General features: G+C 71.4%; 19 protein-coding genes. 4 read left to right on the top strand and 15 right to left on the bottom strand.

Going from position 1 to position 19040, the window contains the following annotated elements; genetic code table 11:
* Positions 1-4: 4 nt before the first annotated feature.
* The 7 genes from SCNRRL3882_RS08785 to SCNRRL3882_RS08815 all read right to left on the bottom strand — a co-directional run bounded on the left by SCNRRL3882_RS08785 (position 5) and on the right by SCNRRL3882_RS08815 (position 3627).
* Entirely contained in the window at positions 5-826 is an 822-nt protein-coding gene (locus SCNRRL3882_RS08785) for a GvpL/GvpF family gas vesicle protein (protein ID WP_010034290.1), read from the bottom strand.
* On the bottom strand, positions 823-1188 hold the full coding sequence (locus SCNRRL3882_RS08790) for a gas vesicle protein (protein WP_010034288.1): 366 nt from the start codon (positions 1186-1188) through the stop codon (positions 823-825). Before SCNRRL3882_RS08790 ends, SCNRRL3882_RS08785 begins: the two co-directional genes overlap by 4 nt.
* On the bottom strand, positions 1185-1436 hold the full coding sequence (locus SCNRRL3882_RS08795; RefSeq protein ID WP_010034286.1) for a gas vesicle protein GvpG: 252 nt from the start codon (positions 1434-1436) through the stop codon (positions 1185-1187). Before SCNRRL3882_RS08795 ends, SCNRRL3882_RS08790 begins: the two co-directional genes overlap by 4 nt.
* A gap of 1 nt (position 1437) precedes the next feature.
* Positions 1438-2157: a GvpL/GvpF family gas vesicle protein gene (locus SCNRRL3882_RS08800; protein ID WP_010034283.1), complete on the bottom strand. Its 720-nt coding sequence runs from the start codon at positions 2155-2157 to the stop codon at positions 1438-1440.
* Positions 2154-2540: a gas vesicle protein GvpJ gene (gvpJ, locus tag SCNRRL3882_RS08805; RefSeq protein WP_050810168.1), complete on the bottom strand. Its 387-nt coding sequence runs from the start codon at positions 2538-2540 to the stop codon at positions 2154-2156. The genes SCNRRL3882_RS08800 and gvpJ overlap by 4 nt, the downstream gene beginning before the upstream one ends.
* A 134-nt stretch (positions 2541-2674) precedes the next feature.
* On the bottom strand, positions 2675-2971 hold the full coding sequence (locus SCNRRL3882_RS08810; RefSeq protein WP_029180772.1) for a gas vesicle protein: 297 nt from the start codon (positions 2969-2971) through the stop codon (positions 2675-2677).
* 89 nt (positions 2972-3060) lie between these two features.
* Positions 3061-3627, bottom strand: coding sequence for a DUF1697 domain-containing protein (locus SCNRRL3882_RS08815; RefSeq protein ID WP_010034274.1), 567 nt, complete (start codon positions 3625-3627; stop codon positions 3061-3063).
* 327 nt (positions 3628-3954) lie between these two features.
* Between SCNRRL3882_RS08815 and SCNRRL3882_RS08820 the strand changes: the two genes are divergently transcribed.
* Positions 3955-6204, top strand: coding sequence for an MMPL family transporter (locus SCNRRL3882_RS08820; protein ID WP_029180771.1), 2250 nt, complete (start codon positions 3955-3957; stop codon positions 6202-6204).
* An 86-nt stretch (positions 6205-6290) separates the two neighbouring features.
* On the opposite strand, the gene SCNRRL3882_RS08825 is transcribed toward SCNRRL3882_RS08820, so the two are convergent.
* Entirely contained in the window at positions 6291-6611 is a 321-nt protein-coding gene (locus SCNRRL3882_RS08825; RefSeq protein WP_010034269.1) for a hypothetical protein, read from the bottom strand.
* Between the two features lie 194 nt (positions 6612-6805).
* Here SCNRRL3882_RS08825 and SCNRRL3882_RS08830 point away from each other — a divergent pair, with 194 nt between their 5' ends.
* Positions 6806-7756 (top strand): zinc metalloprotease, encoded by a 951-nt coding sequence (locus SCNRRL3882_RS08830; RefSeq protein WP_010034267.1) that lies wholly within the window; start codon positions 6806-6808, stop codon positions 7754-7756.
* Between the two features lie 27 nt (positions 7757-7783).
* On the opposite strand, the gene SCNRRL3882_RS08835 is transcribed toward SCNRRL3882_RS08830, so the two are convergent.
* From SCNRRL3882_RS08835 to SCNRRL3882_RS08855, 5 genes are all read right to left on the bottom strand, one after another.
* The gene (locus tag SCNRRL3882_RS08835; protein WP_050810165.1) at positions 7784-8986 is read right to left on the bottom strand and encodes a glycosyltransferase; all 1203 of its coding nucleotides are present in this window, start codon (positions 8984-8986) and stop codon (positions 7784-7786) included.
* A gap of 48 nt (positions 8987-9034) precedes the next feature.
* Positions 9035-9814: a 23S rRNA (adenine(2058)-N(6))-methyltransferase Erm(O) gene (gene erm(O) / locus SCNRRL3882_RS08840; protein ID WP_010034264.1), complete on the bottom strand. Its 780-nt coding sequence runs from the start codon at positions 9812-9814 to the stop codon at positions 9035-9037.
* 263 nt (positions 9815-10077) lie between these two features.
* A complete protein-coding gene (locus tag SCNRRL3882_RS08845; protein ID WP_010034263.1) occupies positions 10078-11352 on the bottom strand; it encodes an ABC transporter substrate-binding protein in 1275 nt (424 codons plus the stop codon).
* Positions 11352-12185, bottom strand: coding sequence for a carbohydrate ABC transporter permease (locus SCNRRL3882_RS08850; RefSeq protein ID WP_010034262.1), 834 nt, complete (start codon positions 12183-12185; stop codon positions 11352-11354). Before SCNRRL3882_RS08850 ends, SCNRRL3882_RS08845 begins: the two co-directional genes overlap by 1 nt.
* Positions 12182-13129 (bottom strand): carbohydrate ABC transporter permease, encoded by a 948-nt coding sequence (locus SCNRRL3882_RS08855; protein WP_029180770.1) that lies wholly within the window; start codon positions 13127-13129, stop codon positions 12182-12184. The genes SCNRRL3882_RS08850 and SCNRRL3882_RS08855 overlap by 4 nt, the downstream gene beginning before the upstream one ends.
* A gap of 159 nt (positions 13130-13288) precedes the next feature.
* On the opposite strand from SCNRRL3882_RS08855, the gene SCNRRL3882_RS08860 reads away from it, so the two are divergent.
* Positions 13289-14152: a phosphotransferase enzyme family protein gene (locus SCNRRL3882_RS08860; RefSeq protein ID WP_010034260.1), complete on the top strand. Its 864-nt coding sequence runs from the start codon at positions 13289-13291 to the stop codon at positions 14150-14152.
* Positions 14153-14256: 104 nt separating this feature from the next.
* On the opposite strand, the gene SCNRRL3882_RS08865 is transcribed toward SCNRRL3882_RS08860, so the two are convergent.
* Both SCNRRL3882_RS08865 and SCNRRL3882_RS08870 read right to left on the bottom strand, forming a co-directional pair.
* Complete coding sequence (locus SCNRRL3882_RS08865; protein ID WP_010034257.1) at positions 14257-14973, bottom strand: 3'-5' exonuclease; 717 nt, start codon at positions 14971-14973, stop codon at positions 14257-14259.
* A gap of 118 nt (positions 14974-15091) precedes the next feature.
* On the bottom strand, positions 15092-16363 hold the full coding sequence (locus tag SCNRRL3882_RS08870) for an SAV2148 family HEPN domain-containing protein (protein WP_029180769.1): 1272 nt from the start codon (positions 16361-16363) through the stop codon (positions 15092-15094).
* Between the two features lie 516 nt (positions 16364-16879).
* Between SCNRRL3882_RS08870 and glgX the strand changes: the two genes are divergently transcribed.
* Positions 16880-19021: a glycogen debranching protein GlgX gene (gene glgX / locus SCNRRL3882_RS08875; protein ID WP_010034251.1), complete on the top strand. Its 2142-nt coding sequence runs from the start codon at positions 16880-16882 to the stop codon at positions 19019-19021.
* Positions 19022-19040 lie beyond the last annotated feature (19 nt).

Consider the following 19040-nt stretch of genomic DNA (forward strand, 5'->3'; position numbering starts at 1 on the left):
GCCGTCACGCGGCGGGTTCCGGCTCCGGCTGGAGTGCGAAGGAGTAGGGGGCCCAGGGGCCGGTGACTTCGACGCGGAGGCCGGGGATGCCCTCGGCGGCCGCCAGTACGCCGGTGCGGAAGGCGTCGACGCGGTCGGCGGGGACGAGGTACGCGTCGTTGCCGACGTTGGTGCCGGGGGCCGGGCCCGCGAGGCTTCCGCGTTCCGGCGTGTGTGCGACCCGGTCGACGGCGAGGGTGCCGGCGGTCCGGGTGAGGTGTGCGGCGGCCTGTGCGACCGTGCGCCAGGCTTCGTCGTTTCTGCGTTGTCTGCGGCGGCGGATCGACAGGTAGGCGCGGCCGACGCCGAGGCCGGTGGGCGTTTGCTGTCCGGCGTCGGGGTCCGACTCGGGTGGTGTGATCTCGGGTGTGGCGTAGATCTTGACGCCGAGTTCGACGTGGCCGGTCAGACGGTCCAGGAGGGATGCGAAGTACGCGCGGCGGGTGTCGAGGGCGTGCCGGGCGCGGTCCTCGTCGGGGTAGACGGTGGCCAGGCGGAGGGGCAGGACGGCGGCGCCGCTGGCGACGAGCGCGGCGACCACGGCGTGGTGGGACCGGACCGTGGACTCCATCCAGTCCAGGTCGTGGAGGTGGGCCCTGAGGGGAGCCTCGTCGTAGTCGGCGGCCGGGACGTGACCGACGGCGAAGGCCAGCCGGGACGTGGGGTCGGCGGGCTCCACCAGGTGGATCGGGTCGCCGGCGACCCCGCGCACGTGCGCCGCCGCCGCGGCGGCCTCGGGGGTGCGGCGCAGGACCGCGTAGGCATAGACGAGGTTCGGGTCGGTCATGGCTCCGGCCTCCTGTCGGCCGCCTTGAGGGCGGCGATCTCGGCGCGCAGTCGTTCGTTCTCGTCGGCGAGGGACCGCTCGGGGCGGGCGGCGCGGGAGGAGAGGGAGGGATCGTGTTCCCACCAGTCGATGCCCATCTCCTTCGCCTTGTCGACGGAAGCGACGAGCAGGCGCAGCTTGATGGTGAGCAGTTCGATGTCGAGCAGGTTGATCCGGATGTCGCCGGCGATGACCACGCCCTTGTCGAGGACGCGTTCGAGGATGTCGGCGAGGTTGGCGCTCTGCGCGCCGGGCCCGTGGCCGTAGGGGGAGGGAAGGCGGGGCGGCCCGGTGAGTCCGCCTGTTGCCGGATGGGTGGTCATGGTCGGGGGGCTCGTCTCCGGGCGTCGATCTCGTCGAGTCGGTCCAGCAGTTCGTCCTCGCGGCGGTCGTACTCGTCCTCGTCGACGCGTCCCTCCAGCAGGGCCCGTTCCAGGTCGACGAGGGCCTGCCGGACGGGGGCCGGGTCGTAGTACTGCGCCTCGGCGGCTGCCTGGAGCTGCTCGGCGGCCCAGAGGGTGGTGCGCAGGGGCGCGAGCGGGAGGGTGAGGATGCCGGTGAGCAGGCCCATGTCAGGCGGCGAAGCTGTACGGGGGCAGGGGGCCGCGCAGCCGGAAGTCGTAGGCGTCGCCGTAGTCGTGGGCCATGCGCCGGCCGGCCGTGGTGAACTCCTCGGCGCGGGCGCGTTCGACGAGGAACGACACGTTGAGGAAGTCGTCGTTGGCCGGGTCCGCCAGGACGCTCGATCTGGCGAGTCCGGACAGCCGTCCGACGATCTCCTCGGCCTGCCGCCGCTGCCGGGCGTCGACCTGCCGGGCGACCAGTTCCCCGAGGGCGAGTCGGTCCTCGTGGCTGCCGGTGCCGTCGCGGGTGCACTGGTTGAGCCGGCGGGCCTCCTCGGACGCGCCGAGCACCTCGCGCAGCAGGTCGTCCTGGTCGCGGGCGGCCTTGAGGTTGAACTCGGCGGTGCCGTGCAGTTCGCCGAGCCTTCGGGCGTAGTCCTGGCCGTGCTCCTCCAGGGCCGTCCTGACGGCGGTGTCGTCGGGGGCGACCAGGCCGAACCGCATGGGCAGGACCGATCCGTCGGCCATGAGCCGTTCCTGGAGTTCCTGGTGGGCGGCGAGGTCGCGCCGTTTGGGACGCAGGCCGGGGGGTGCGGGGCTGACCACGGCGGCGAGCGGGCCATGGACGACCACGCGCGGGGGGTCGTCCCTCCCGCCGACGGTGCGCAGGCCGTCGAGGCGCAGGGGGTGGTCGGAGCGGGTGACGGCGTAGACGTAGACGCCGCTCACCGCTCGTCCTCCCTGCTGTCCTTGTCGTCGCGGTCGAAGATGTCGCCGATCGCGTCGATGGCGCCGCCGATCGCACCGCTGGTCCTGCCCCGGGCGCCGCTCTCGACGAGGTTGCCGACGATGTCGGTGAGCTTGTCGGGGGCCTTGCGGCCGGACTCGAGGTCGAGGCGGTTGCAGGCCTCGGCGAAGCGGAGGTAGGTGTCGACGCTGGCGATGACGATCCGTACGTCGATCTTGAGGATCTCGATGCCGACCAGGGAGACACGGACGAACACGTCGATCACGAGCCCGCGGTCCAGAATCAGTTCGAGGATGTCGAAGAGGCCGCCGGTTCCCGACCCGCTGGAGGTGGTGGCGGGTTGCGTCCCGCCGGTGTGCGTCATGACGGTCACGGTGCGATTCCTCTCGCGAGACTCGTTCTCGTGCCGCCCGTAGGTACGGGGGTGGCGGCGGGCGTGTTCACGCACACACCGGAAACGGGTCCCGCGGAGGGGAGCCGAAGAGGAGCGGGACGGCGCTAGCGTCCCCGGTCGAGCTGGCCGCGGGCGTACCGGCGCACCCGCTCGTAGCCCAGGAGCCGGCCCTCCGGGTCGAGGGTGACCCGGTACGTCGCCATGATGGTCATGGTGTCGGGGACCCGCTCCAGCTCCACGACCTCCACGTCGGCCGTCCAGCCGTCGGGCGTCGGACGGACGGCGGTGACGGAGTCGGGGGCCGTGCCGAGCAGTTCGGCAAGCTGGGCCGCCGCGCCGCGCATGGCCTGGACGGCCGTCGCACGACCGGATGGAGTCGCCTGGTCTTCGGTGCTCGTCATGGTCCTACCGTGCCAAGGCCCCGGTTCGTGTGGGGGTGATTCGGCCAAACGTCCGGTGCCGTTGATCGCCGGCCTGGTACGGAACCTGATCATCCAGCGGGGTGACTGAGGGCTTCCGTCAGCTCCACCAGCTTGACGACGGTGTTCCAGTTGCGGGTCGTGGCGATGATCCCCTTGTTGATGCGCGGCTTCGAGAGGTGTTCGGCCAGTTTGGAGCGGCCCAGGCCGTTCGGCGCGTACAGGTACAGGGCGCGGTCGCCGAGGCGGAACTCCTCGGGGAGGTAGGCGGACCCGTCGATCTCCGCGAAGCGCTCGGGGGTCACGGGGGCGGAGAAGTAGGTGACGTGGAGCTGCTTGGGCTCCAGGTCGGCGGCTGGGAACGGGCAGGCGTCGGCGATCGCCTTCAGATAGGCGTGGTCGCGCACGATCACGTCGACGCCGAACCCGAAGTGCTTCTCGATGGCGTGCCTGATCTCGACGGCCAGCGACTCCTCGTCGCCGTGCCCGGAGGCGAACACCGCCTGGCCGCTCTGGAGGTAGGTCGTCACGTCCTCGTAGCCGAGGCCTGCCAGGAGTGTGCGCAGGTCCGCCATCGGGACCTTTTTGCTGCCGCCCACGTTGATGCCGCGCAACAGTGCCGCGTACGTCGTCGTCATCCGTTCACCATAAGACGGCCGTCGTGCCCCGTGGGGGTGGGCACGACGGCCGGTGGGCGGCTGCCCGAGCCCCGTAAATTACTCATCGGTCACCACGGGGCACAACCTTCTGCTCAGGATCCACACACCCGAGGAGACCGATAGGTGTAAGGGACCGCGGTTCTCTCCGGTCCTCCCCAGTGGGGAGAGAGCGCGGGCCATGGGGATGAGGTCCGGCCCCGCGACTTCACCGGGCAGCACGACGTGAGGGCTTTATCCGGCCCATACCTTCGAAACGAAAGGGGGCGGCAGGGGGCCGCCCTCGCATCACGAGGGGGCAAGCCCGTCATGGGGAACGGAGAAGCACGGGTGCGGGGCCTGGCCGCCCGGGCCGGAGGCTGGAGCGCCCGCCACCGATGGGCTGCCGTCGGGATCTGGGTGTTGTTCGTCGTCCTGGCGATGGGGCTCGGTTCGGCGGCGGGCCGGGTCGACGTCAAGGACAGCGACCAGCTGAAGGGGGAGACGCACACCGCCGCGAAGATCATCGAGGACGCCGGGATCGACGAACCGGCCGGCGAGACCGTGCTGATCCAGGCCAAGGACTCCGGCCTGAAGGCCACGGACGCCGAGTTCCGGGACGCCGTCACGGCCGTGGTCCAGGCCGTCGGGAGGACCGGCCGCGTCACCGACGTGACCTCGCCGTACGACACGAAGACGATCTCGAAGGACGGGCGCAGCGCGCTCGTGCAGTTCGACATGCGCGGCGAGCCGGACACGGCCGGTGAGCGGGTCGAGCCGGTGCTGAAGGCCGTGGAGGGCGTCCAGAAGGACCACGGGTCGCTGCGGATCGAGGAGATCGGCGGCGCCAGCATGATGAAGACGTTCGCCGACGCCTTCGGGGACGACTTCAAGAAGGCCGAGTACTCCGCGGTGCCGGTGGCCTTCGGCATTCTGCTCATCGCCTTCGGCGCGCTGGTGGCGGCGCTGCTGCCGGTGGCGCTGGCGCTCACCGCGATCATGGCGACGATGGGCCTGATGGGGGTGATCAGCCACGCGGTGCCGATGACGGACGCCGCGAACTCCGTGATGCTGCTCGTCGGTCTGGCCGTCGGTGTCGACTACTGCCTGTTCTACCTGCGCCGCGAGCGGGAGGAGCGCGCCGCTGGCCGGGACGCGCAGACGGCGCTGCGGATCGCCGCCGCGACCAGTGGCCGCGCGATCGTGGTCTCCGGTGTCACGGTGTGCGTGGCCATGGCGGGCATGCTGTTCACCGGGCTCGCCGAGTTCGAGGCGATGGGGCTGGCCTCGCTGATCGTGGTGGCCGTGGCCATGGTGGGGTCCGTGACCGTACTGCCCGCGCTGCTGTCGCTGCTGGGCGAGCGCGTGGAGAAGGGCCGTGTCCCGTTCCTGCGCCGGCGCGGGCAGGGCGGCAACGGGGAGAGCCGGTTCTGGACGGCCGTCCTGCGGCGGGTGCTCGCCCAGCCGGTCGTGTCCGTCGCGGTGGCGACCGGTGCGCTGCTGGCCATCGCGGCTCCCGCGGTCGGCATGAAGACCCAGAACCTCACGCTCGACCAGGAGTTCGGCGACTCGCTGCCGATCGTGCAGACGTACAACCGGCTCAACGAGGCCTTCCCGGGTGGCTCGGATCCGGCCCAGGTGATCGTCAAGGCAGACGACATCAACGCGCCCGAGGTGCGGTCGGCGCTCGCCGACTTCCGTGAGCGGGCGGTCAGTTCGGGAGCCTCGCGCGGCCCGGTGGAGATCGAGCTGCACGACGCGCAGAACCTCGCCTTCGTGTCCGTCCCGCTGGTCGGCGGCTCCGACCTCGACAAGGCGGGAGCCAGCCTGGACAAGCTGCGCAACGAGGTCCGGCCCGCAACGCTCGGCAAGGTCGAGGGTGTCGAGGCCCCGATCACCGGGCAGGTCGCGGGTTCCAAGGACTTCAACGACCAGCTGGCGGGAGCCGTCGTGCCGGTCTTCGCCTTCGTGGTGGTGTTCGCCTTCGCGCTGATGCTGCTGTCGTTCCGCTCGCTGACCGTCGCGGTCACCTCGATCGTGCTGAACCTGCTGTCCGTGGGCGCGGCCTACGGCATCCTCGTCGCGGTCTTCCAGCACGGATGGGGCGCCTCGCTGGTGGGCGCGGAGGGCGTCGGCGCGATCATCACGTGGCTGCCGCTGTTCCTCTTCGTGATCCTGTTCGGCCTGTCGATGGACTACCACGTGTTCGTGGTGTCCCGGATCCGCGAGGCGCGGCTGCGGGGCCTGGCGACGAAGGACGCGATCCGGCACGGCGTGGTCACCACGGCCGGGGTCGTCACCAGTGCCGCGGTCATCATGGTCGCCGTGTTCGCGATCTTCGGGACGCTGTCCATGCAGTCCATGAAGCAGATGGGCGTCGGCCTCGCGGCCGCGGTGCTCATCGACGCGACGATCATCCGGGGCGTGCTGCTGCCGGCGGTGATGGCGCTGCTCGGGGAGCGCAACTGGTACCTGCCCAAGTGGCTGCACCGGCTGCCCGATCTCACGCACGACGAGACGCCGCGGGCGCTCGCGGGACCGGCGGCGCGGGACGACGAGGGTGAGCCCCTCAGGGTCTGATCCCCGTCTCCCCCACCGCTGTGTGCAGGGCCCGTCGGTTCCGGGGGAACCGACGGGCCCTTTCAGCCGGTGAGCCGCCGCACGTGTCAGCCGGTGAGCCGCCGCACGTGCAGCACGTCCTCGTCGCAGCGCAGGATCTCCAGCTCCCGGTCGGGGCGAGCGCCCCCGAAGGTGAGCGCGATGTGACGGTCCGACACGAGCCGCCAGCGGCCGGGAACGGCGCCGGGAGCGTCCCCGCGTCCCAGCGGGTGGTCGACGAAGGTGCCGTCGGGCGCGAACTCCATGCCGCGCCGCCCGCGCGCCGGCGGGAAGGGGTGGTCGTCCGGCCGGTAGACCCGCACGTCCTCGTGGTCCTCCTCGTAGGAGTGGAGCCACGAACGGAACAGGCCCGATGGGGGCTCACGCATGACCCGGCCACCTCACTCGACCAAGTAGTCCAAATTGCCGGTTTTGTACGTCAAAGACTAGGATTATCAGTGTATGGGTTCGGAGGGAACGGGCAACCGGCCGGCCGCTCCGCCCGGCCCCCGCAGCGCGTGTCCGACGCGCACTTCCGCAGCCGCGTGCGCGGCACACCCCCAGGCTCCCCCAAGGGGCAGACATGTCCGATGCGCAGTCCTACCATCGCGTCACCTCCGCCGACTACAGCCGCTGGTGCGGCGCCATGGAGGTGCACCGCAGACTCCTCAGCATGAACCCCGAGTACGCCGAGAACCGGGCCCAGATCGAGAACGCCGCGTTCGCCTACGAGCAGGTGGAGACGGGCACGGCCCGGCAGAGCGTCGTCGACATCCCCGTCGTCGTGCACGTCGTGCACAACACCCCCGAGCAGGACATCAGCGACGCCCAGATCCACAGTCAGATCCAGGTGCTCAACCAGGACTTCCGCGCGAACAACCCGGACGTCGACAAGGTCCCCGAGGCCTGGCAGGACCTCGTGGCCGACGCGCGCGTCCAGTTCCACCTCGCCCGGACCGACCCACTGGGCCGCCCCACGGACGGCATCACGCGGACCCGGACGTCGACTCCCGCCTGGGACACGGACGACCTGGTCAAGTTCAGCCTGAGCGGCGGTCACGACGCCTGGCCCGCGGACGTCTACCTGAACCTGTGGGTCTGCCAGTTGCGCCGCGGGCTGCTGGGCTACGCCCAGTTCCCGGGCGGCGCCGCCTCCACGGACGGGGTGGTCGTCACGCACACCGGCTTCGGGACCACCGGCACCGCCACCGCGCCCTTCGACGGCGGCCGCACCGCCGTGCACGAGATCGGGCACTGGCTGAACCTGCGGCACATCTGGGGCGACGACGACGAGGGGTGCAGCGGCAGCGACTTCGTCGCGGACACCCCCAATCAGGGCGGGCCGAACACGGGTTCACCCGACTTCCCGCACGTGTCGTGCGGCAACGGCCCGTCCGGCGACATGTTCATGAACTACATGGACTACACGGACGACGCCGCGATGTTCATGTTCACCAAGGGGCAGGCGGCACGCATGGACGCCGCTCTCGAGCACGCCCGCATGAACCTCACCCGCCAGGCCGTCACGGTGTGACGGTCCGGCGGGCGACTGCCGTCCCGACTACCCCTGGCACGCGGGCAGTTCGGCCTCGATGAGGTCGGCCGCGCGCCGCGTGCCGCCCTCCTGGGCCGACTCCGCCCGGATCTCCTTCAGGCGGCGGGCGACCTCCGGGTCGTCCACGAGGGCGAGAGCCGCCTCACGCAGGGCCTCACCGGTCGCCTCCTCCGTCGGGAGGTACCGGGCCACACCGAGTCCCTGGAGCATCTCCGCGTTGCCGAACTGGTCCGCGGCCTGCGGTACGGCGATCATCGGCGTGGCCGTGGCCAGGCCCTCCTGGCTGCCGCCCGCGCCGGCATGCGTGACGAACAGGTCGGCCTGCTTAAGGATCGCCAGTTGCGGCACCCAGGAGCGCACCTCGACGTTCGCCGGGACCTCCCCGAGTTCGGCCGGGTCGATGTGCTTGCCGACCGAGAGCACCAGGTGCCAGCCCGGCAGGTCGCCGAACGCCTTGACGCACTCCCGGTAGAAGCCGGGCTGCTTGGTGAAGGCGGACCCGAGCGACACGAGCACGACCTTCTCGGCACCGGCCGGCCGCTCCCAGCCACCCTCGGCGGCACGGTCGCCCTGGCAGGCCCCGACGAAGGAGTACACGGTCTCGTCGACGCGGTCCGCGTTCGGCTGGAGCGCCCTGGGGATCAGGACGATCGAGCGGTCGGGACGGCCCCCGAAGGCATCGGGGTGCCGGGTGATCCCGTTCTCCTCCAGCCAGGCGTGGAAGCGGGCGTAGTAGGCACGGCCGCGCTCGGTCTTCTTCGGCTCCTCCCACAGGGGCGCGGCGACCTCCTCCTCGTACCCCTCCCAGGCGACCATGGCCGGCGACAGGGAGACCGCGGGCACGCCCCAGCGGTGGGCCAGCACGCGGGCCGGGTAGGAGGCGATGTCGTGCAGCACGAGGTCCGGCTCGTCGCCCTCGTACGCCTCGATCAGCTGCGGGAGGGCCTGGATCGCGTCATCGAGGAACGGCTCCGCGTTGTCCAGCAGCGTGCTCCCCCAGGCCTCCGGGTCGTCGTCGGGCGAGGGCAGTGTCGAGTTCCACGGCTTCACCTCGGCACCGGTGTCCGCGACCTTCTCCGCGAAGACCGGCGGGATCGCGTACGTCACGCGGTGGCCGCGCGCCACGAGCTCGCGGATCACCTCCAGACTCGGGTTCACGTGGCCGTGGGCGGCGATGGAGAACATGGCGATGTGAGCACGACTGGTCATGGGCCGACCGTATGCGAGACGAGACGTCTCGTGCAACCATTTTGGAGATCAGCTGGTCAGCTCCTCGTGCAGTCGCAACCACCGCTCCGGCGCCACCTCGCCCACCAGCACGCCCGGGTCCAGGCGCGCCGCCCGGAACGCGGCGTCCACCCGCCGCCTCGGGTGGGCCCGCCGCAGCGACGCGTGCAGTGAACCGCCGGTGCCGGAGAAGCCCAGCTCGACCAGCCGGCGCCAGCTCCGGTACCCGGCGGCGTCGAGCAGCGGGTTGTCGCGCCGTTCCATGCGCAGCACCCCGGCGTCCACGCGCGGCACGGGCCGGAAGCTGCGCCTGCCGACGCGGCCCAGCAGCCGCCACTCGTAGCGGGGCCAGGTCCGGACCGTCAGCAGCGTCCAGCTGCCGTAGTCGCCGGTGCGCTTACGGGCGTACTCGAGCTGGGTGAGCAGCGTGGCGTCGGTGAGGGCGGGGGCGCGCAGGCACCAGTCGACGACGGCCGCGGTGCGGGAGAAGGGCACGTTCCCGGCGACCGAGAAGGGCGTGCGGGGCGGGTGGGCGGCCAGGAAGTCCCCGCCGACGACCCGCACCTGAGGGGTGCCGGAGAAGCGGCCGCGCAGGACGGACACGAGCCGCGGGTCGATCTCGTACGCGCGCAGCTCCCGGCAGCGTCGCGCCAGCGGGCCGGTCAACGCGCCTTTGCCCGCGCCGACTTCGAGCAGCAGCGGGACCGGCCGGTCCTGCGGGGCGGCGAGCCGGGCGAAGCGTTCGGCGGTGGCGCGGTCGGCGAGGAAGTTCTGCGAGAGCGCGCGGGAGGTAGCGGTGGGGCGGGCCATGGCCTGCGGTCCTTGTCTTCCGTGACGGGGTGAGGGCAGCCGAAGGCCCCGACCGGAAGACAGAGGGAGAGCGGAGAGGTGAGACGCCTGGCTCAGCGGCTCAGCGGGCGTGGCTCCCCGGGCCGGTCAGGGCTCCGGGGCCGCTGCGCACCCGTGCGGCGTGCGCGCAGCCCCGGCCGTGACCGGAGATGCAGATCGCGTTGATTCCCACAGGCAGCACGCTAGGCGCTGCCGGGACCAGGCTCAACGGGATTTCGCCGGGTTCAGCGCTGGTAGCGCGCCAGCACCAGGTTGCCGTCCTCCTCCAGGCGTTTGCGCAGCTCACGGATGCCGATGGCGCCGCTGTAGTACTCCTGGAGGGCCGGGGTCGCCACCTTGTCCTTCCACTCGGGGTAGCCCCGTACGGCCTGTGCGGGCGCCGGGCGCAGGTGGGCGGCGAGCGCGGTGCCCGTGGCCCAGCCGTGCTCGGGTGTGCGCAGGGCCGGGTCGTTCAGCGCCCGGCTGCCGGTCGGCAGCATCCAGTCGCCGAGGGCGAGGCGGACCATGTTCCGCGGCCTCAGCAGGAAGTCGATGAAGGCGGCCGCCTCCTTCTTGTGCGGGGAGTCCTCGGCGATGGACAGCGTCTGCGGGCTGACGCCCTGGGTGAGTCCCCCGGCGCCGGCGGGGGCGGGCAGCACCTGCCAGGAGAAGCCCTTCGGGGCCTGCTGCACGATCTGCTGGCGGTAGGAGAAGCCGAGCGGGACCATCGCGTATCTGCCGCCGAAGAAGCCGGGCAGGGTGTCGGAGCCGCCGCTGCCCAAGGTGGTGGGCGAGGCACTGCGGTCGGTGCCGGCCTGGGCGTGGATGGTGCGCGGCACCACCTGGTCGGCCGCCTCGAACCGGACCGTCACCTTTCCGTCGGCCCCGCGGTGGAAGAGCCGTCCGCCCGCCGACAGGGAGAGGTTGAGCGTGGCGGAGACCGGTTCCTTCAGGGGCCAGGCGATGCCGTACTTCCCGCGGCCGCTGAGCCGTTCGGTGATGCGGCGGAACTCGGCCCAGCTCCACGGCTTTTTTGTGGTCGGGATCCGCACTCCGGACCGCTTGAGCCATGTCGTGTTGGCGATCAGCACGCGCGGCTCCTGGAGGAACGGCACGCCGTAGATGCCGTCCCCGAAGGTGGTGGTCTCCCAACTGCGCTGTGGGATGTCCGACTTCAGCCGGTCGGGCAGCAGGCCGGTGAGGTCGGCGAGGTAGCCGCCGTAGGCGAAGTCGGCGAGGTCGTCCGAGGCGTCGTGGATGATGTCGGGTGCCTCGCCGCCCTCGAAGGCGGTGAGGAGCTGGTCGTGGACGCTGTCCCAGCTCCCCTGGACGTACTCGACCCGGACGCCCGGGTGGGTGGCGTTCCACTCCTCCACCAGTTCCTTGTTGGCCTCGACCGACTCCCCCTGCCAGGCCAGGGACAAAAAGCGCAGGGTGATCCGGCCGTCGTCACGGGTGCCGCCGGAGGAGCAGCCGGCGAGGAGCAGCAGGAGAACGAGGCCCAGCAGGCGTGCGCGCATCAGCTCTTCACCGCCCCGCTGAGCATGCCGCCGGTGATCCGCCGCTGGATGAGCGCGAAGACGACCAGCGAGGGCAGCGTCGCGAGGAACGCCGCCGCCGCGAGCGGGCCCAGGTCGGCGACGCCCTCGGCGCCGATGAAATGGGTGAGCACCACCGGCAGGGTCTGTTTCTCCGGTGTCTTGAGCAGTACGAGCGCGAAGAAGAACTCGTTCCACGCGGTGATGAACGCGAACAGCGCGGTCGCCACGATGCCTGGCGCGAGCAGCGGCGCCGTCACCGACACCAGGGTCCGCACCCGGCCCGCCCCGTCGACCGTGGCTGCCTCCTCCAGCTCGGGCGGCACGGCCCGTACGTACCCGGCGAGCATCCACAGCGCGAACGGCAGCGCCCACACCACGTACACCAGCACCAGCCCCGGCACGGAGTTGATCATGCGGAGGTTCTTCAGCACGAGGAACAGCGGGATGATCAGCAGCACGAACGGGAACGCCTGGCTGACCACCACCCAGCCCGTCACCGCCTTCGCGAGCCGGGTGCGGCGCCGGGCGACGACGTAGGCCATCGGCGTCGCGATCAGCACGGCGATGCCGGCCGCCGCGAGCGCGGCGAGCAGGGAGTTGAGGGCGGCGTGCAGCAGCGGCTGTTCGTCGAAGGCCTGCCGGAAGTTGGCGAGGGTGGGGTCCTTCGGGATCCACGTCGGGTGCAGGCTGCCCAGCTCGCGCGGCGGCTTGAACGCGGTGGAGACCAGCCAGAGGAACGGAAAGGCGAGGAAGACGAGATACGCGAGCAGCGCGGTGTACTGGCCGACGCGGGCCGGGGTGCTGGTCCTCACGCGTCGTCACCTCCCCTGAGGCGGCCGGCGAGGAAGACGGCCAGGGCGATCGAGATCACGGCCACCATCACGCAGCCCATCGCCGCCGCGTAGCCGAACTGCCCGTAGCGGAAGGCCTCTTCGTACGCGAAGAGCATGGGCAGGCGGGTCCGGCCGCCGGGGCCGCCGCTGGTGAGGACGTAGACCAGGGCGAAGGAGTTGAAGTTCCAGATGAGGTTGAGCGCGGTGATGGCCAGGGCGATGGGTCTGAGGGCGGGCCAGGTGACCGTGCGGAAGCGGCGCCAGGCGCCCGCGCCGTCGACCGCCGCCGCCTCGTGCAGTTCGCGCGGGGTGTTCTGCAGTCCGGCGAGCAGCGCGACCGTCGTCTGCGGCATGCCCGCCCAGACGCCCACGACGATCACGGCGGGCAGCGCGGTGGCCAGCCCGCTGAGCCAGTCGCGGCCGCCGCCCAGGCCGAGGTCGCGCAGGGTCTCGTTGAGGATGCCGGCGTCCGGGTTGTAGACGAGGCGCCACATGATGCCGACGACGACCTCGGGCATGGCCCAGGGGATGATCGCCAGGGCACGGGCCAGCCAGCGCAGCCGCAGGTCCTGGTCGAGCAGCAGGGCGAGGCCCAGCGCGAGCAGGAACTGCGGCACGGTCACCCCGACCGCCCACACCAGCCCGATCCGGAACGACTCCCAGAACAGCGTGTCGTGGAGCAGATCCTGGAAGTTGAGGCCGCCGATCCACTGGGTCGGCTCGGTACGGCCCGACTGGGCGTCGGTGAAGGCCAGCAGGATCCCGTACAGCAGCGGCCCGACGCTGAGGACGAGGATGGGGAGCAGGGCGGGCAGCACCAGGAACCAGGCGCCGTGGTCGACGGCCCGGGGCCGGCTCCGGCCGGGCTTTCGGCCGGCCGGTCTCCTCGGCGTCGGCGGTGAAGCCTCAGTCACCGATGTCACAAATCAGCCCCTTTGACGGCTCGGCCGGCCAGGTCATGGTCGTGAAGGCGTTCTGCCTCGTCAAGGCACCGCGCACGCCGCCCGACCTGTGCCGATGCGACACTGACCGGCGGATGGCCGGAACCCGACGGCGGAAGACGTGGACGACGGAGGCGGACGATGGACGAGGCACGGGCTCGGGACGTACTGGCCGCGGCGGGCGTGCTGCCCGGAGCGGCCGGCGAGGCGCGGCTGCTCGCGCTGGGTGAGAACGCGGTGTTCGCCGCCGGTGACCTGGTCGTCAAGGTGGGCCGCGACGCCGAACTCCTGGACCGGGCGCGGCGTGAGCTCGACATCGCGGTGTGGCTCGCCGAGGCGGGCGTACCGGCGGTGCGGGCCGCGGAGCCGAAGGCGCTGCTGGTCGACGGGCATCCGGTGACGGTGTGGCATCGGCTGCCGGATGCCGCACGGCCCGCCGAGCCGCGGGATTTGGCCGAACTGCTGCGGGTCCTGCACGCCCTGCCCGCACCCTCCTTCGCTCTGCCGCCCCGCGATCTGCTGGGCGGTGTGGAACGCTGGCTGCGGCTGGCGGGGGACGCGATCGATCCGGCGGACGCCGCGTATCTGCGGGAGCGGCGGGGCGGGTTCGCCGCCGAGGCCGCGGCGCTGACGCCTCATCTGCCGCCGGGGCCGATCCACGGGGATGCTCTCCCGCGCAATGTGCATGTCGGGCCTGATGGGCCGGTGCTGGTCGATCTGGAGACCGTGTCGGCGGATCTGCGGGAGCACGATCTGGTGGTGATGGTGCTTTCGCATGACCGCTACGGACTCCCGGACGACGCGTACGCGTCGTTCACCGCGACATACGGATGGGACGTCCGCGCGTGGGAGGGGTGTTCGGTGCTGCGTGGCGCCCGGGAGACCGCCAGTTGTGCATGGGTGGCTCAGCACGCGCCGAGCAATCCGAAGGCGTTGGCGGAGTTCCGGCGGCGGGTGGCTTCGCTGCGGGAGGGGGACGAGACGGTGCGGTGGTATTCGTTCTGAGCGCCTGAGGTTCGGGGGCCTGCGTAGTGCGGCGAGTGCGGGTCGAGTGGGGCCGGTCGCGCAGTTCCCCGCGTCCCTCAGGGGCGTCACCCGCCGTCACCGGCTCACGCGTCCGCCGGCTCCTTCAACGGCCAGGCCCCCTCCACCAGTGCCGTCGCGTCGCCCTTGCCGCGCAGGAAGTTCTGGAAGTCCGCCGCCCACTCCGCGTACCACTCGATCTGTCTGCGGTGGAGGTCTGCCGGGCCGAGGGACGCGATCTTGGGGTGGCGGGCGGCTATCGCACCGGCCAGGCGGGCCGCCGCGAGGGCGTCGGCCATGGCGTCGTGGGCGGAGTCGAGGACGACGCCGTACTCGGCGCAGACCGCTTCGAGGTTGCGCTTGCCCCGGCGGTAGCGGTCGACCCAGCGGTCGATGGTGTACGGGTCGATCACCGGCGCGGGGTCCACGCCGCCCAGGCGGTCGCGCAGGGACGGCAGTCCGTGACGGCGCAGTTCGGCGGAGAGCAGGGTCAGATCGAAGGCGGCGTTGTAGGCGACGACCGGCACGCCCGTCTTCCAGTAGGAGGTGAGGACGCCGGCGAGGGCGTCCGCCACCTGGTCGGCCGGTCTGCCCTCGGCCGTCGCGCGCTCGTTGCTGATGCCGTGCACCGCCACCGCGTCCTCGGGGATCGGCACCCCCGGGTCGGCCAGCCACTCCCGGCGCCCCATCGGCTCCCCGGCCCTGACCTCGATCACGGCTCCCGTGACGATGCGCGCCTCGCGCGGATCCGTGCCCGTCGTCTCCAGGTCGAAGCCGATCAGCAGCTCCCGGTGCCAGCCCATGGGCGGTCCCCCTTCGTGTGGTGCGTTCCCCCAGTGGTCTCCACCTTCCCATGCACCACTGACAATCAGAGGACCGCGTTCCGCTTAGGCGCCGAACCGCACGACCACGAGGGACGGTTCACGACACGGGTCGCGAATCCGCCCACATCACCTCGAACTCCTCGCGATAGGTGGGGAAGAGGCCGCTTTCGTCGATCTCACCCGACTTGACCACCTTGCCGCTGTTGCGCAGCACGAACACCGGCGCTTCCATCCCCCGGGTCCGGCGCAGGTAGTTCTGCACGACCGCGATACCGTCCGCCCCGTCGCCGTCGACCAGGTAGGCCGTGAAGCGGGGCGTCTCGTCGAAGACCTGGATCTCGAAGGCCCCCGGGTCCCGGAGCCGGGCCCGTACCCGGCGCATGTGCAGGATGTTCATCTCCACGGCCCGGCTGAGCTCGCCGCGCTTGATGCCCAGTTCGCGCTCGCGCCGCTTGACCGCGCTGGAGGCCGGGTTGAGGAACAGCAGCCGCACCCGGCAGCCCGACTCGGCCAGCCGGACCAGGCGGCGGCCGGAGAAGTTCTGCACGAGCAGGTTGAGGCCGATGCCGATGGCGTCGAGCCGACGCGCGCCGCCGAAGATGTCCTCGGCCGGGAACTGGCGCATCAGCCGCACCCGGTCGGAGTGGACGGCGACCACGTCGGCGTACCGGTCGCCGACCAGGTCCTCGACCGCGTCGATGGGCAGCCGGCGCGCGGAGGGCACGTCACCGCCCGTGCCGAGCATCTCCAGCAGCCGGGCGGAGGCGCGCTCGGCCTGGTTCAGGACGGCCTCGGACAGGGCCCGGTTGCGGGAGACGACGTTCCGGGTGACCTCCAGCTCGTCCAGGGCGAGCTCGACGTCCCGGCGGTCGTCGAAGTAGGGCTCGAAGCAGGGCCAGTGCTGCACCATCAGCTCGCGCAGCTGCGGCAGGGTGAGGAAGGACAGGACGTTGTCGTCGGCCGGGTCGAGCAGATAGCCCTTGCGGCGGCTGACCTCGCGCACGGCGACCGCGCGCTGCACCCACTCCTGCCCGGCGGGTCCGGCGGCGGCCACGACCCAGTCCTCGCCGTGGACGGGTTCGTACACGGGGCGCAGTACGGCGGCGACGACCGCGCGCAGCCGCTGCTCGACGAGGTTCAGCCAGATGTAGGCCCGGCCGGCCCGCTGGGCGCGGGTGCGCACCTCGCGCCAGGCGTCGGCGTCCCAGTCCAGCTCCGGGCCGATCGAGCCCGTCGCGTCCATCGGCCGTGCCAGGGACACGGCACCGGTCGGGACGTCTGTGGAGTTCCCCTCGTGACCTTCGTCACCAGGGGGCAGCTCCAGCCCTCCCGAGCCCACCCGCGCACCGCCTTCCGCTCCCCCGAGCACTCCCCTTGTCAACGATCAAGGAAGGGTACTCCGGGAGCGGTCGGCGGTGCAGCCGGATGGGCAGGACAGTTCTCGGCAGCGTGCCCGTTCCGCCGGGCGAGCCCGGCGGGAGTGAGCGGATTCATAGCCGTGACGTCACGCCCGGCGAGGCAGAGTCGTGCCCGTGTGGTGCCCGCTCAGGGCGGTCGCGACCCGCTCCGTCTCGCCATCGGCCGGTGGACCGTGGCCCGTGCCCTTCGCGGCTTCGGCCGGCGTCTCCGCTGCGTCCCCGGCGCCTCCGGGGCTCCGCCCGGCCTCCTCCCGGACGGGGGCTGCCCCGCCCGGGTCCCCGTGTCATATTTTCCCCGTACTCCCCCACAGCCCCGGGAGTATCCCGTGCCCCACTGGTTCGGCATAACGCGTATGCACTGGTCACTTGGTAAGAGGGACATAAGTCATAGGAGGTTCCCTCACTTTCGGGGAGACTCGGGGCCAAGGCGTCCCCACCGGCGCCGCTCACCTGAAAGAGTCGTATCCATGCAGGTCTGGCCTGGAGAGGCGTATCCACTCGGTGCCACGTACGACGGCGCCGGCACCAATTTCGCGGTCTTCTCGGAGGCCGCGGACCGAGTAGAGCTGTGTCTGCTGCACGACGACGGCTCGGAGACGGCGATCGAGCTCCGGGAGAGCGACGCGTTCGTGCGGCACGCGTACGTGCCGGGCATCATGCCGGGGCAGCGGTACGGGTTCCGCGTGCACGGCCCGTACGCCCCGGAGCGCGGGCTGCGCTGCAACTCCGCGAAGCTCCTGCTCGACCCGTACGCGCGTGCGATCAGCGGTTCGATCAGCTGGGGCGAGGAGGTCTACGGCTACCACTTCGACGAGCCCGGCCGGCGCAACGACCTGGACTCCGCGCCGCACACGATGACGTCGGTCGTGGTCAACCCGTACTTCGACTGGGGCGACGACCGGCGCCCGCGCACCGAGTACCACCACACGGTGATCTACGAGGCCCACGTCAAGGGCCTCACCATGCGGCACCCGGGCCTGCCGGAGGAGCTGCGCGGCACCTACGCGGCCCTCGCGCACCCGGCGATCATCGAGCACCTCACCGAGCTGGGCGTCACGGCCCTGGAACTGATGCCCGTACACCAGTTCGTGAACGATCACCGCCTGGTCGACATGGGGCTGAACAACTACTGGGGCTACAACACGATCGGTTTCTTCGCCCCGCACAACGCCTACGCCTCCTGGGGTGACCGGGGACAGCAGGTGCTGGAGTTCAAGTCGGCGGTGAAGGCGTTGCACGAGGCCGGGATCGAGGTGATCCTCGACGTGGTCTACAACCACACCGCCGAGGGCAACCACCTGGGCCCGACGCTGTCCTTCAAGGGCCTCGACAACGCGCGCTACTACCGGCTGACGGACGACCCCCGTTATTACATGGACACGACAGGGACCGGGAACTCCCTGCTCATGCGGTCCCCGCACGTGCTCCAGCTGATCATGGACTCGCTGCGGTACTGGGTCACGGACATGCACGTCGACGGGTTCCGCTTCGACCTGGCCGCGACGCTCGCCCGGCAGTTCCACGAGGTGGACCGGCTGTCGTCGTTCTTCGACCTGGTGCAGCAGGACCCGGTGGTCTCGCAGGTCAAGCTGATCGCCGAGCCGTGGGACGTGGGCGAGGGCGGCTACCAGGTGGGGAACTTCCCGCCCCTGTGGACCGAGTGGAACGGCAAGTACCGGGACACCGTGCGGGACCTGTGGCGGGGTGAGCAGCGCACGCTCGCGGAGTTCGCCTCGCGGCTGACCGGCTCGTCCGACCTGTACCAGGACGACGGGCGGCGCCCGCTGGCCTCCATCAACTTCGTGACCTGCCACGACGGCTTCACGCTGCACGATCTCGTGTCGTACAACGACAAGCACAACGAGGCCAACGGCGAGGACAACCGCGACGGCGAGAGCCACAACCGGTCCTGGAACTGCGGCGTCGAGGGCGACACCGACGACGCCGACGTGCTCCGGCTGCGGGCCCGGCAGATGCGCAACTTCATCGCGACGCTGATGCTGTCCCAGGGCGTCCCCATGATCAGCCACGGCGACGAGTTCGCCCGCACCCAGCGCGGCAACAACAACGCCTACTGCCAGGACAACGAACTGGCCTGGGTCGAGTGGCCGGCGGACGGCGAGGACGGCGAGGACACCGAGGGCGGCCTGAGCCGGGAGCTGCTGGCCTTCACGCGCGCGATGGTGTGGCTGCGCCGGGACCACCCGGTCTTCCGCAGGAGGCGCTTCTTCCACGGCCGGCCCGTGGAGGGCACGCACGACGACCTGTCCGACATCGCATGGTTCACCCCCGAGGGCCGGGAGATGACCCAGCGGGACTGGGACTCGGCACGGGCCTCGGCGCTGACGGTGTTCCTCAACGGCAACGCGATCTCGGAGCCGGGCCCGCGCGGGGAGCGCATCACCGACGACTCGTTCCTGCTGATGTTCAACGCCTCGCCCAAGCCGCTGGAGTTCCTGGTCCCGGTCAATCACGGGCGGCAGTGGCAGGTGGTGGTCGACACGGCCCGCGCGGACGGGGTGCCGCCGGGCACGGGCCCGAAGGTGCAGGCCGGGGACCGGCTGACCCTGGCCGACCGGAGCATGACCGTGCTCCAGCGGCCCGTGTGACCGGCGGCCGGTGCGCCGC

Source organism: Streptomyces chartreusis NRRL 3882, from assembly GCF_900236475.1.
Classification (GTDB): domain Bacteria; phylum Actinomycetota; class Actinomycetes; order Streptomycetales; family Streptomycetaceae; genus Streptomyces; species Streptomyces chartreusis_D.

What these genes read in the sequence shown, in the direction of transcription:
- SCNRRL3882_RS08785 (WP_010034290.1), bottom strand. Translation starts at nt 826, where the DNA reads ATGACCGACCCGAACCTCGTCTATGCCTACGCGGTCCTGCGCCGCACC.
- SCNRRL3882_RS08790 (WP_010034288.1), bottom strand. Translation starts at nt 1,188, where the DNA reads ATGACCACCCATCCGGCAACAGGCGGACTCACCGGGCCGCCCCGCCTT.
- SCNRRL3882_RS08795 (WP_010034286.1), bottom strand. Translation starts at nt 1,436, where the DNA reads ATGGGCCTGCTCACCGGCATCCTCACCCTCCCGCTCGCGCCCCTGCGC.
- gvpJ (WP_050810168.1), bottom strand. Translation starts at nt 2,540, where the DNA reads ATGACGCACACCGGCGGGACGCAACCCGCCACCACCTCCAGCGGGTCG.
- SCNRRL3882_RS08810 (WP_029180772.1), bottom strand. Translation starts at nt 2,971, where the DNA reads ATGACGAGCACCGAAGACCAGGCGACTCCATCCGGTCGTGCGACGGCC.
- SCNRRL3882_RS08815 (WP_010034274.1), bottom strand. Translation starts at nt 3,627, where the DNA reads ATGACGACGACGTACGCGGCACTGTTGCGCGGCATCAACGTGGGCGGC.
- SCNRRL3882_RS08820 (WP_029180771.1), top strand. Translation starts at nt 3,955, where the DNA reads ATGGGGAACGGAGAAGCACGGGTGCGGGGCCTGGCCGCCCGGGCCGGA.
- SCNRRL3882_RS08825 (WP_010034269.1), bottom strand. Translation starts at nt 6,611, where the DNA reads ATGCGTGAGCCCCCATCGGGCCTGTTCCGTTCGTGGCTCCACTCCTAC.
- SCNRRL3882_RS08830 (WP_010034267.1), top strand. Translation starts at nt 6,806, where the DNA reads ATGTCCGATGCGCAGTCCTACCATCGCGTCACCTCCGCCGACTACAGC.
- SCNRRL3882_RS08835 (WP_050810165.1), bottom strand. Translation starts at nt 8,986, where the DNA reads ATGACCAGTCGTGCTCACATCGCCATGTTCTCCATCGCCGCCCACGGC.
- SCNRRL3882_RS08845 (WP_010034263.1), bottom strand. Translation starts at nt 11,352, where the DNA reads ATGCGCGCACGCCTGCTGGGCCTCGTTCTCCTGCTGCTCCTCGCCGGC.
- SCNRRL3882_RS08860 (WP_010034260.1), top strand. Translation starts at nt 13,289, where the DNA reads ATGGACGAGGCACGGGCTCGGGACGTACTGGCCGCGGCGGGCGTGCTG.
- SCNRRL3882_RS08865 (WP_010034257.1), bottom strand. Translation starts at nt 14,973, where the DNA reads ATGGGCTGGCACCGGGAGCTGCTGATCGGCTTCGACCTGGAGACGACG.
- glgX (WP_010034251.1), top strand. Translation starts at nt 16,880, where the DNA reads ATGCAGGTCTGGCCTGGAGAGGCGTATCCACTCGGTGCCACGTACGAC.